This is a genomic window from Streptomyces sp. NPDC048172, assembly GCF_043202595.1.
In the GTDB taxonomy this organism is placed as follows: Bacteria; Actinomycetota; Actinomycetes; order Streptomycetales; family Streptomycetaceae; genus Streptomyces.
In genome coordinates this window covers 133,970-145,450 of the sequence record NZ_JBIDAT010000003.1, presented here as the reverse complement: position 1 = coordinate 145,450, position 11,481 = coordinate 133,970, and the positions used below count along the sequence as shown (strand labels likewise).

The 11,481-nt window shown below is 72.2% G+C and carries 11 protein-coding genes; 6 read left to right on the top strand and 5 right to left on the bottom strand.

Features of this window, described 5'->3' with window-relative positions; translation table 11 throughout:
• Positions 1-138 precede the first annotated feature (138 nt).
• Positions 139-1,458, top strand: a complete 1,320-nt coding sequence (locus tag ACGF3A_RS14170; RefSeq protein WP_393729368.1) for an MFS transporter — start codon at positions 139-141, stop codon at positions 1,456-1,458.
• On the opposite strand, the gene ACGF3A_RS14165 is transcribed toward ACGF3A_RS14170, so the two are convergent.
• From ACGF3A_RS14165 to ACGF3A_RS14155, 3 genes are read right to left on the bottom strand one after another with little or no spacing between them, the layout of a single operon-like run.
• A complete protein-coding gene (locus tag ACGF3A_RS14165) occupies positions 1,424-2,707 on the bottom strand; it encodes an amidohydrolase/deacetylase family metallohydrolase (RefSeq protein WP_393729366.1) in 1,284 nt (427 codons plus the stop codon). The two genes, ACGF3A_RS14170 and ACGF3A_RS14165, sit on opposite strands and share 35 nt — an antisense overlap.
• A gap of 31 nt (positions 2,708-2,738) precedes the next feature.
• The gene (locus ACGF3A_RS14160) at positions 2,739-3,218 is read right to left on the bottom strand and encodes a RidA family protein (RefSeq protein ID WP_393729364.1); all 480 of its coding nucleotides are present in this window, start codon (positions 3,216-3,218) and stop codon (positions 2,739-2,741) included.
• Positions 3,215-4,864, bottom strand: a complete 1,650-nt coding sequence (locus tag ACGF3A_RS14155; RefSeq protein WP_393729362.1) for an aminotransferase class V-fold PLP-dependent enzyme — start codon at positions 4,862-4,864, stop codon at positions 3,215-3,217. Before ACGF3A_RS14155 ends, ACGF3A_RS14160 begins: the two co-directional genes overlap by 4 nt.
• A 262-nt stretch (positions 4,865-5,126) precedes the next feature.
• Between ACGF3A_RS14155 and ACGF3A_RS14150 the strand changes: the two genes are divergently transcribed.
• From ACGF3A_RS14150 to ACGF3A_RS14130, 5 genes are all read left to right on the top strand, one after another.
• A complete protein-coding gene (locus ACGF3A_RS14150) occupies positions 5,127-6,248 on the top strand; it encodes a PP2C family protein-serine/threonine phosphatase (protein ID WP_393729360.1) in 1,122 nt (373 codons plus the stop codon).
• Positions 6,249-6,305: 57 nt separating this feature from the next.
• Positions 6,306-7,784 (top strand): cytochrome P450, encoded by a 1,479-nt coding sequence (locus ACGF3A_RS14145; protein WP_393729358.1) that lies wholly within the window; start codon positions 6,306-6,308, stop codon positions 7,782-7,784.
• Positions 7,781-8,890: a cytochrome P450 gene (locus tag ACGF3A_RS14140; protein WP_393729356.1), complete on the top strand. Its 1,110-nt coding sequence runs from the start codon at positions 7,781-7,783 to the stop codon at positions 8,888-8,890. The genes ACGF3A_RS14145 and ACGF3A_RS14140 overlap by 4 nt, the downstream gene beginning before the upstream one ends.
• A 74-nt stretch (positions 8,891-8,964) precedes the next feature.
• On the top strand, positions 8,965-9,639 hold the full coding sequence (locus ACGF3A_RS14135; protein WP_393729354.1) for a maleylpyruvate isomerase N-terminal domain-containing protein: 675 nt from the start codon (positions 8,965-8,967) through the stop codon (positions 9,637-9,639).
• A 128-nt stretch (positions 9,640-9,767) separates the two neighbouring features.
• Entirely contained in the window at positions 9,768-10,130 is a 363-nt protein-coding gene (locus ACGF3A_RS14130; RefSeq protein ID WP_393729352.1) for a peptidoglycan-binding protein, read from the top strand.
• Between the two features lie 78 nt (positions 10,131-10,208).
• Here ACGF3A_RS14130 and ACGF3A_RS14125 read toward each other — a convergent pair whose 3' ends face one another.
• Positions 10,209-10,682: an SRPBCC family protein gene (locus ACGF3A_RS14125; protein ID WP_393729350.1), complete on the bottom strand. Its 474-nt coding sequence runs from the start codon at positions 10,680-10,682 to the stop codon at positions 10,209-10,211.
• A 413-nt stretch (positions 10,683-11,095) separates the two neighbouring features.
• Positions 11,096-11,431, bottom strand: coding sequence for an ArsR/SmtB family transcription factor (locus tag ACGF3A_RS14120; RefSeq protein ID WP_393729349.1), 336 nt, complete (start codon positions 11,429-11,431; stop codon positions 11,096-11,098).
• Positions 11,432-11,481 lie beyond the last annotated feature (50 nt).

Below are 11,481 nucleotides of genomic sequence, written 5' to 3'. Positions count from 1 at the left end.
GGATCCGTTTTCCGAATAGCCGTATGCGCGGCGGACGCTTCCTGCCGGGCACGGCCCGCTCGTACGCTCGCGATCTCCCCCTCCCGACCCCTCCGCCCCTCCGCCGTCCGCCCCTCCGCTCCCGGTGAGGAGTCCGCTGTGGCCGTGCATCCCAACCCCGCCGGACGCGTCAGATGGTCGATGATCTGGCTCGCCTTCGGCGCCGTCACCATCAACTACATGGACCGCGCCAACCTGGGTGTGGCGCTGCCGTACATGACCGACGAGCTGGACCTGTCCAAGACCGCGACCGGGCTGCTGCTGGGCGCGTTCTTCTGGACGTACGCGGGCTTCCTGCCGGGCGCCGGGTGGCTGGTGGACCGGTACGGGCCGCGCCGCATGATGGCGTTCGCCGTCGCGGCCTGGTCGGTCGCCACGATGCTGGTGGGCGCGGCGACGGGCTTCCTGGTGCTGCTGCTGATCCGGCTGCTGCTGGGGGCCGTGGAGTCCCCGGCGTACCCGTCGAGTTCGCAGATCGTGGCGCGCTGGTTCCCCGTGCGGGAGCGGGGCATGGCCGCCTCGATCTTCGACAGCGGCGGGCGCGCGGGCACGGCCTTCGCGCTGCCGGTCACGGCGGCGGTGATCGCGGTGCTGGGCTGGCGCGGCTCGTTCGTCTCGGCGGGCGTCGTCGGGCTGCTGTACTGCGCGTTCTGGCTGCGCTTCTACCGCGACCCCGACGAGCACCCCCGGCTCACCGCCGAGGAGCGCGCGTACATCCGCGAGGGCGGCGGCCAGAGCGCGGATCCGGGCGTGGAACCGATGCCGTGGCGGCAGCTCTTCCGGTACCGGACGGTGTGGGGCATGGTCGCGGGCTTCTTCTGCCTCTCCTTCGTGCTGTACTTCTTCATCACCTGGTTCCCGTCCTACCTGGTGGACGAGCGCGGCTTCGACCTGCTCAAGCTCGGCTTCTTCGGGATGCTGCCCGCGCTGCTGGCGATGCCCGCGCAGTGGGCCGGGGGCTGGCTCCAGACGCGGCTCATCAGCCGCGGCCACTCCGTGACGTACGCGCGCAAACTCCCGCTGATCTCCGGGCTGCTGCTCTCCTCGGTGATCGTGCTGGCCGGTGTCGTGGAGAGCGCGTGGCTGGCGCTGGCGCTGCTCGCGGTCTCGCAGTCCGCGCTCTGCTTCGCGGCCTCCAGCCTCTGGGCGCTCCCCGCCGACGTGGCCCCGACCCCCGCCAACGTGGGTTCGCTGGCGGGGATCCAGGGCTTCTCGTCCAACGCCGCCGGGTTCATCAGCCCCCTCGTCGTCGGCGCCCTGCTCGACGCCTTCGGCGGCTCGTACGTGGTGCCGCTCGCGGTCGCGGGCGGGATGTCGGTGCTGGGCGCGGTGATCTACGGGGTGGTGATGCGGGACGTCGTGCCGCTGGGCACGGAGCGGCCCGTCAAGGCCGCCACTCCTTCGCCGCCCGTCCGTTGAGGTCCCACACGACCTCGCCCGCGCGGACGGTCAGCTCGGGGGCCAGCTTCCGCTCGCCGTCCACGCGCTCGCCGAAGCTGTCGGTGTAGCCGAACCTCCCCCTCTCCAGGGAGAAGAGGGCGACGTCGGCGGGGGCGCCGACGGAGAGGTGGCCCAGGTCCTTCCGGCCGATGGCCTGCGCGGGCTTCCAGGTGGAGGCCTCGACGACCTCCTTCAGCGGCATGCCGAGCGTGAGGAACTTGGACATGACGGTGGGCATGTCCTTCATGCCCGCGTTCATGCTGCCGGTGTGCAGGTCGGTGGAGATCGTGTCGGGCTCGAAGCCCTCCTTCATGGCGGGCACGGCGACGTCCCAGTCGAAGCTGCCGCCGCCGTGCCCGACGTCGAAGAGGACGCCGCGCTCGCGCCCCTCGCGCATGCCGGGGTTGAGCCTGCCGTCCTCACCGAGTTCGCCGCGGAGCCCGGAGTAGGCGTGGGTGTAGAGGTCGCCGGGGCGCAGCTTCTCGGTGAGGAGCTGGTCGAGGGGGCGCTCGGGGTGGTCCTCGCCGAAGTCGACCATCACGGGGACGTCCGCCGCCTCGCCCGCCTCGACGGAACGCTCGACGGGGGTCCAGTCCTTGCCCTCGTAGTGCGCCGTCTTGATGCCGATGACGACGCCGGGGTGGGCTCGGGCGACGCGCGCCGCCTCCTCCGCCTTCATGTCGCCGAGGTCCTGCTCCTTCTCGCCGCCCGCCATGCCGTGGCCGACGATGTTGAGGAAGGCGAGGACACGGGTCTCGGAGCGGTCGATGACGTCCTTCTTGTACGCGTCGAAGTTCCGCCACCCCGGCGAGCCCGCGTCCACCGCCGTCGTCACGCCGGAGCGGAACGTGAAGCCGTCCGGGGGCACGCTGAGCGCCCCGTCGGCGTACGCGTCGCCGTGGCCGTTGTAGAGGTGGGCGTGCAGGTCGATGAGGCCGGGGGTGACGTACTTGCCGGAGGCGTCGACCGTCTTCTTCGCCCGGGCCCCGGCGAGGCTCCGGGCCACCTTGGCGATCTTCCCGTCGCGTACGGCGAGGTCGCGGCGTCCGTCGACGTGGCCGCGCGGGTCGATGACGTGGCCGCCCCGGATCAGCAGGTCGTACGGTCCCCCGGCGCCCGGCGTCCTCGCCTGCTGGGCAGGTGCACGGACGGCGTCCGCCGCCACGGAGGCGCCGAGCACCAAGGAGAGGACGGCGGGTACGGCCGCCCAGTGCGCGCGAACTCTCATCCCGTTCCCTCTCCTTCGTGGTCCCGGGGCGTCAGCGGACGGCGACACAGTCGATCTCGACCAGGGAGTCGCCGGGGATGCCGCCCTTGGCGGCGATGGTCGTACGGGCCGCGGGCTCGGGGCCGAAGCGGCCGAGGTAGACCTCGTTCATGGCGTCGTAGTCGGCGAGGTCGCCGAGGTAGACGTTGACCTTGAGGACGTTCGCCATGGAGGAGCCGACGGCCTCCAGGTTCCGTTCCAGCTCGTCCAGGACGTGCGCGGTGTGGGCGCGGACGTCGCCCTCGAAGTGGGCGCCGATGCCGGAGAGGAAGACCAGTCCGCCGTAGGTGACGACGGGGCTCATCAGCGGGTTCTCGGGCGGCTCGGCGCCGGGGAAGTGGACCTCCTTCTCGGGCCTGTGCCGGGGGCGTCCCTCGGCGGCGGCGGGCTGGGCCGCGGCCACCGCGGGGACGGCTGCCACGGCGGCGACGGCGGGTGCCTTGCGGATGAAGTCGCGGCGGTTCGAGGTCACTTGTCCTCCTGGGTCGCGGATGCGGACTGACGGCGGGCCTGCCAGCTCGCCGTGAGGTATTCGCCCATCGAGAGATCGCCGCTGAGCGCGCCGTCCTCGACGGTTCCGGTGAAGGTGAAGTCGAGCGAGTCACCGTGCTCCTCGCCGAGGACGCTGCGCAGCGTGAGGGTGTCGCCGCTGACGCTGCCGGTCGCCTCGCGGGTGACGAACTCGCCGGTGTGGCTGCCGGTGACCTCGCCGCCCTTCTGCCGGAGGGTGAGCCGGTGCGCGCGCGAACTGCCCGCCGCGTAACGGATGGTGAGCTTCCAGGTGCCGCTCACGTCGGCGGTCGGCGGCCGGGGTTCCTCCGGCGGCGGGGGCGGGTCCCTGAGCAGCGCGACGAGGTGCCGCCCGATCGTCTTCGTGTCGCCGGGCTGAAGCATGTAGGGGGTGACGAGGACGCCGGTACGGCCGTTCTTCTCGTCGCCCGCCTCATTGAGGGCGATGCGGGGGGCTCCCCGGCCGCCCTCGCCGCCCTCGCCTCCCTCGAAGAGCGTGTCCATGACGGTCTTCCCGGAGACGCCGAGCTTCTTCCCGTCCCACAGGATCTTCAGGGAGGGGGTGCGGTTGGAGAGGCCCTCGGGCTTCACCGTCTCGGTGCTGACGCCCTCCACCGCGCGGACCGTACGGGCGAGGGAGCGGAGCCAGGACGTCCAGCGCGCGTACTCGGCCTCGTGGTCGCGGCGCACCCACATCTCGACGGCCGCGAGCATGCCGACGGCCTCTTCCTTGCCGACCTTGAAGCCGCGCGCGAAGCCGTGGTGCGGGGCGCTGTGCACCCACGCCGCGCGCACCAGGTCCTCGCGGCCCAGCAGCAGCCCGGCGGACTGCGGGCCGCGTATGCACTTGCCGCCGCTGTAGGCGACGAGGTCGGCGCCGTTCTCCAGGTGCACGTTGGGGATGGTGAGGATCTCGGCGGCGGCGTCGACGAGGACGGGCACGCCGTGCGGCTTCGCGGCCCGCGCGAGCACCTTCGTGTCCAGCTCGCTCTCGTCCACGCGCGGCCCGGCCATGACGTAGATCAGCGCGGTACGGGGACCGAGGGCCCGCTCCAGCTCCGCGCGGCCGGAGACCTCGACGACCTTGAGGCCGACGGCGCTGACGGCGGCCTCGTAGACGTTCCGCGAGTGCCTGGGGATGATCACCTCGGTACGGTCGAAGCCCGTGAGGTCCGGGATCCGGATGTGCAGGTCGGGGTTGCCGCCCGCGACGCAGGCGGCGGTCGCGTGGGTGAGCCCGGCGGCGCAGCCGGAGCTGACGAGGCCGAACTCGGCGCCGGTCAGCGCGGCCAGCCGCTCGCCGACCGCGTCGGCCAGCTCGTCCAGGTGGACGTAGTGCCGTGCCGCCGCGTCGATGGCCTCGCGGACCTGGGGCAGCATCAGGGAGCCGCTGAGGATGGTGAAGGTGCCCCGCGCGTTGATCACGGGCCGCACGCCGATCCGCCCGTAGACGTCGTTGCCGCCGGTACCGCCCGGCGGCTCCGCCGCCTCGGCCGCGCCCGTGGCGCCCGTACTGAGGCCCGCGAGGAGCGGGCCGAGGGCGAGGACCCCGCCGGCCCCCGCGCTCCGTTGGAGGATGTGACGACGAGAAAGCGCATCAGTGCCCATCACGGCTCCCAGCCACCTCGTGAGTCAGGATGGCGACCACGGTAGGGAGCCCGTGGCCAGGCGTTAAGCGCCTTTTCCGGATGACAGTATTCGTTTTCCGGATCTTCCGCCGGGGTCCCGCCCGTCACCCGTACGGGCCCCAAGCGCTGGCCGGTGCGGGCGCGGGGCCCGAGGCTCACCAGGAGAGCTTCCCCCGCTACCCGCTTCCCCCGCTTCCCCCGCTTCCCCGGCGCCTCGACCGCGACCGGGCCAAGGAGTGCCAGTGGACCGTTTCGGCGCACGCTGGCCCGCCTACGGCAGGTGGATGCCGTGGCTGCTCATCGCCGCCGGAGTCGCGGTCGACGTCGTCACTCCCCCGGTCTTCACCGGCTCGCCGCTCCTCGCGCTGGCGGGGCTGCTGGCCGCCGTGAACTCCACGCTGCGCCACACCGTCGCCGTGTGCGTCGCCGCCGTGCTCGCCATGACGCTGCTCGGCCTGGTCGGCGACCAGGCCCGGGCCGGGCACGACGTGGTGGACATCGTGAACGTCACGTTCGCCGGGCTGATCTCCGTCGACGTGAACCGGCTGATCGCCCGCCACGCCCGCCGCCTGCACACCGCCCGTACGGTCGCCGAGGCCGCGCAGTTCGCGGTGCTGCCGACGCCGCCGAAGTCGCTGCGCGGGCTCGACATCGCCGCGAGCTACCAGGGCGCCGAGGCCGAGGCGCAGGTCGGCGGTGACCTGTACGCGGTGGAGGAGACGGCGTGGGGCGTGCGGTTCCTCGTCGGGGACGTGCGCGGCAAGGGCCTGGGCGCGGTGGGCACGGCGGCCGTGGCGCTCGGCGCGTTCCGCGAGGTGGGGGTACGGGCGCCCGAGCTGACCGTCCTGGCCGACGAGATGGAGCGCTCCCTGCTCCGCGAGGCCCGGCACCGCGAGGGCACGCCCGTGAGCGAGGGCTTCACCACCGTGGTGCTCGGCACCTTCGCACCCGACCTGCGCGAGGTGCGGCTCCTGACCCGGGGACACCCGGACCCGTACCTCTTCGTGGACGGCGCGGTCACGGTGCTGGCCCAGGAGGCACCCGGGGTCCCGCTGGGCCTGGGCGAACTGGCGCCGGGGAACCCGCCAGCGAAGAGCTTCCCGGTACCGCCGGGCGCGATCCTGCTACTGGTCACCGACGGGGTCACCGAGGCCAGAGACCCGGACGGCCGGTTCTACGACCCGGCGGAACGCCTCGCCGGACGGCGCTTCCGCTGCCCGGAGGAACTGCTGACGACGGTCGCGGAGGACGTACGGGCGTGGACGGGCGGGCAGCGCGACGACGACATGGCACTCCTCGCACTGATGCGCCCGTCCGCGCCGCACCCGCCGGGGCCGGAGAGCGGAGCGCCCGGCCTCCCGTGACACAGCGGTCCCCGCGGACGGTTGCCTTGGCGATCTTGGGGCCTCAGGATGATCGCCGTGTCAACTCACGTATCGACCACACCTCTTGGCGACGCCTGGCCGCCCGTCCGCTCCCCCTGGCCCACGCGCGACGCCCCGCTCCACGGACAGGAGTTCGCGCGGGACCCCTTCTCGTACTACGCGCGGCTGCGCGGCACCTTCGGGCCCGTGGCCCCCGTGGCGCTGGAGGAGACCGGCGCCTTCCGCGGCTATCTCGTCCTGGACCACGCCCACCAGCTGGAGATCCTCCAGAACCACGGCCATGTGTGGACACGGGACTCCCGCTGGTACCGCGACCTGGCCGAGGGGGCGCTGCCGCCGGATCACCCGATGATCCCCCAGTTCGCCTACCGGCGCAGCCGCCTGTACGCCGAGGGCAGGGAGCACACCCGTCTCTCGGGGCCCGGCAACAAGGCGCTGGGCGAGCTGCGTCTGCTGCGCACCCGCGACCTCGTCGAGGACCTCGCCGACCAGCTCGTCACCGCGTTCTTCCGCGAGACGCCGCCCCGCGAGCGCAATGACGTGGACATCCTCGGGCAGTACGCGCTCCAGCTCCCGTTGCTCGTGATGATGCGGCTGATGGGCATGGACGAGGGCAGCGCCCTGGCCACGGGTGACGCGATCCACGAGATGCTCAGCGGCGGCCCCGGCGCCGAGCAGGCCGCCGCCGAGCTCGACACCCGTATGCGGGCCTTGGTCGAGGAGAAGGAGCGCGCCCCCGGGCCCGACCTCGTCTCCTGGATGCACCACCACAACCGGGAGCGGCGGGAGCAACAGGAGCAGCGGGAGCAACAAGCACCGCTGGACGCGCACGAGCTGGCCGAGGAGGTGTGGCTCCAGATCGTCGCCGGGCGCGGCGCCTCCACCACCTGGATCTGCAACACCGTGCTGGAGCTGCTGACCGACCCGGAGCTGAACTCCGACGTGCTCGCCGGGCGCTGCCCGATGGACGAGGCGATGAACCGGGTGATGTGGGTCAACGCGCCGATCCAGAACCTCATCGGCCGCTGGGCCACCCAGGACACCACGCTCGCCGGATACCCCGTCAACGCCGGGGACATGGCGATCATCTGCCTCGGCGCGACCGGCGCCGACCCGGCGATGCTCTCGTCCGCCTCGGACGTCTCGCGCACCAACAGGTCGCACCTGGCCTGGGGCGCGGGCTCGCACGGCTGCCCGGCGCACGAGCTGGGCACGCTCATCGTCCGCTCGGGCCTGGAGGTCCTGTGGAACCGGCTGCCGGGCCTCCGGCTCGCCGTCCCCGCCGAGAAGCTGACCTGGGAGATGCCGTACATCGCCCGCTCCCCCACCTCGCTCCCCGTGTCCTTCCCCTTCCCGCCGACGGCCCCGACGAATGGACAGCAGTGGACAGCACAGCCCGGATTCCTCTCGAACCCGCCCCGGCCGATCTCCACGGAGCCGAAGGCCCGGCCCTCCGCGCCGCAGGGCCGGTTGCCCAGGTGGCGCTCCCTGGTGGCGTGGTGGCCCAAGCGGTGACGACGCGCGAGGCGAGCGCCCTGGTGCTGGGCGACCCCCGCTTCGCGAAGGACATCGCGCACTGGGGCGCGCACGCGCGCGGGGAGATACCCGCGGACTGGCCGCTGCTCTTCATCGTGGAGGGCAGGGGCCTGCTCACCACCGACGGCGAGGCCCACAGGAGGCTGCGGACGCCCGTGCAGCGCGCGATCTCGCCCCGCCGCGTACGAGCGCTGCGGCCCCGGATCGAGGCCGTCGCGGACCGACTTCTCGCGGACCTCACGGACGTGCCCGCCGGGGAGGAGACGGACCTGCTGGCGCGCTTCGCGCTGCCGCTGCCCCTGGAGGTCGTCTGCCATCTGCTCGGCGTCCCCGAGGACGGCGCGGTGCGCGAGGAGCTGCGGGAGCTGTCGGCGGCGGCGCTGAACTCCGAGGCGGGGGTGGAGGAGGTGCAGCACACCGTGGGGCGGCGGTTCCCCGCGGCCCTGATGGCGCTGATCGAGCAGAAGCGCGCGAACGGCGACCGCGACGACCTCACGATGGACCTCGTCGCGGCCCTGGACGCCGGGGAGCTGACCGAGGCGGAGGTCGTGGGCAACCTCGTGGTCACGGTCATCGGCGGCCACGAGACCACGGCCAACCTGATCTGCCACGCCGTCAGGGGCCTGCTGACGTACCCGGCCACGCTCGACGGGGCCCGTGAACGGGAGGAGGCGGGCGACGACCCCTGGCCCGACGTGGTCGAGGAGGCCCTGCGCTGGGAGTCCCCGAGCCGCAACGTGATGTTCCGGTACGCGACCGAGGACGTGGACGTCGAGGGCGTCGTGATCCGGAAAGGCGAGGCCGTGCTCGTACCCCTCCCGGCCGTCCAGCGCTGCCCGCACACGTTCCCGGGGCCCGACCCGGACGCGTTCGCGCCCGGCCGCCCGGAGGTCGCCCGGCATCTCGCGTTCGGCCACGGACCGCACCGCTGCCCGGGCGCTTCCCTGGCACGCCTGGAGGCGGAGACGGCGCTGCGGCGGCTCTTCGGGACGTTCCCCCGGCTGGCGCTCGCCCCGCGGCCCGCGCCACGCGTCCCGTCCCTCGGCATCAACGGCCTCAGGGAACTGCCGGTGCTGCTGCGCTGACCCGTTGCCCTCCGCGCGCCGGGGGGCCGGGAATCCGGTCGCTCCGGCGCGCGGGGCGCTGTTACCTTGCGCGCGTGGATCTCTTCTCGACTACGTGGGCGGCCCTGCGCTCCGCCGTCGCCGGGCTCTCCGACGAGGACTTCGCACGGCCGTCCGGCTGCGCGGGCTGGCTGGTGCGGGACCTGGTGTGCCACCTGGTCATCGACGCGCAGGACGTCCTGATCACCCTCGTCACCCCCGCCGAGGGGGAGCAGACCGGGCCGACCGTGGACGCGGTGACGTACTGGAAGGTCGCCGACACCCCGCCGTCCGGCGACGATCCGCTCGACGCGCTGATCGTCCGGCTCGCCGCGGCGTACGAGGACCCGGCGCTGCTCGCCTTCCACCTGGACGACGTCGGTTCGGCGGCGGGCCGCGCAGCGGAACTGGCCGACCCCGCCGCCCGCGTGACCACCCAGGACATGGTGCTCACCGCGGGCGACTTCCTCTCCGCCTACGTCCTGGAGTGGACGCTGCACCATCTCGACCTGGTCGCGCACCTCCCGGACGCGCCGGGGCCGCCCGCCGAGGGGCTGGCCCGGACGCGGGAGATGCTGGAGCGGATCGCGGGAGCGCCGTTCCCCGCCTCCTTCTCCGACACGGACGCGCTGCGGATCGGCACCGGACGGCGCGCCCCGACCGAGGCGGAGAGGACCGAACTGGGCGGGACGGACGGTCTGGCCGCGAAGCTCCCGCTCGTCCTCGGCTAGGACGCTCACGGTCACCCGAAAGGGGGGAAAAGGGGCGGCAGAGGCGTAGCGGAGCGCTCCCGAAGCCAGCCTCTTCGCGGAACTCCTGTCCGGGAGATCCGTGAAGACTCGGGGGGAAGGAACCTCATATGCGTACACGTCAGCGCGTCGTCCTTGCTACGGCAGCCGCCTTGAGCGGGCTGTTTCTCGCAATGGCACCGGCCGCCTCCGCCACGCCGGTCGAGGCACCGGGAAGCACTTCCGCGGCCAAGTTCGCCGGCTACTGCGGCTACTACGACGGCTCCGCCACCACCCGGCGTGGTGACTCCGGCGACAACGTCAGGGAAGTCCAGTGCCTGATCAACCAGTGGAACGGCGGTTCACCACTGAACGTCGACGGGGACTTCGGCCCGCGCACCGAGAGCTGGGTGGTGTACTTCCAAGACGTGAACGGTCTCCAGGTGGACGGCATCGTCGGCCCTGAGACCTGGGACGCCCTGCGCGCCCTGTAACTCGCGCTGCTGAACCGGGCCTGTCCGACCACGCGCACCTTCGCGGCCCGTCGGACAGGCCTTGGGCGTCTCTGATGGCTAGTCCTCCAGGCGGATCGTCGCGCCTGTCTCCAGCAGGGACTTGAGGTTGGAGAGGATGAACGGCCAGCCCTCGCTGATGGCCTTCAGCATCTCGCTGTCCGGCGCGAAGCCGTCGTGGGTGAGGGTGAGCATGACGCCCTCGCCCATCTGCTCGTTCTCGATCGTGACCTGGGAGACGGGCTCCTTCTGGTGCTCGGCGAGCTCCTCGTCGCTCCAGCCGAACATGGCGCCGATCTCCGGCGTGTAGTTGTGCCAGGTGTACGACAGCTTCCGGTACGGCTCGGCCTCCAGGACGCGCTGCCCGTAGTCCTGGTACTCCTCCCCCATCTTCCACCTGACGACCGAGCCGGGCCTCCAGTCGGAGTCGGGGCCGGTGTCGTCGTGGTACCGCCGGATGAGGTCCGTGTCGGTCAGCGCCTCCCAGAGCTTCTCGGGCGTGGTGCGGATGACGGTGATGTAGACGAACTCCATCGGCGATCTCCATGAACATATCGAGCCAGCAGGCCACAGGGCCGGGGAGGTGAGGGCTACGGCAAAGATCCGCCATCTGCTCCGCCGCTGCGGAACATGGCACCGACGCCTCAGAATCGGTCACGTGACCAGGCATATCACGCCCACTCGGACCGACAACGCAACGCTGTCGGGTGCGCGTGCCCCAGCTCCCCGACCGCCATCCGGCAGCCTCCACGCGTGCGGATGCTGACCTGATGCGTGTGTGCGCGAGCGCGGCAGGGGGCTCGGCGTACTACTGCGCCGAACAACCTCGGTGGGTGGTGGCGTGAGGGAGCGCGCGCGGAAGTGCTCGGCGCCGATCACGAGCGCGGGACGGTCGAGCTCGCGGCTCAGGGCCGAATCGGACTCCCCTCCGGTGTGCTCAGCCGTGCTCAGCGAGGAGCGGTTTCAGACGGGGGCCCTGCTCCCAGGAGCGCGAGAAGGCCGGGGAATCTCTTCTCGATGTCCGCGCGTCGTAGTCGGATGCCCTTGCGGTTGCCGTAGTCGATCTCGTTGATGAGACCTGCCTCGCGCAGGACCCGGAAGTGGTGGGTCTGGGTCTGCTTGGAGATCGGAAGATCGAACGAGTTGCAGCCCCGCTCGCTGTCGCTGTGGTCGGTGGCCAACTCCGTCATCACCGAACGACGGTGCTCGTCGGCGAGGGCGCGGAACACCGCACCCAGATCGAGCGCGTCGGCCTCCGGGCCGACCAGGTTCTTCCCGGCCACGCGGCACCTCCTTCAAGTACGACTTGCATCGTACCTGAAGAGTGTGCTCC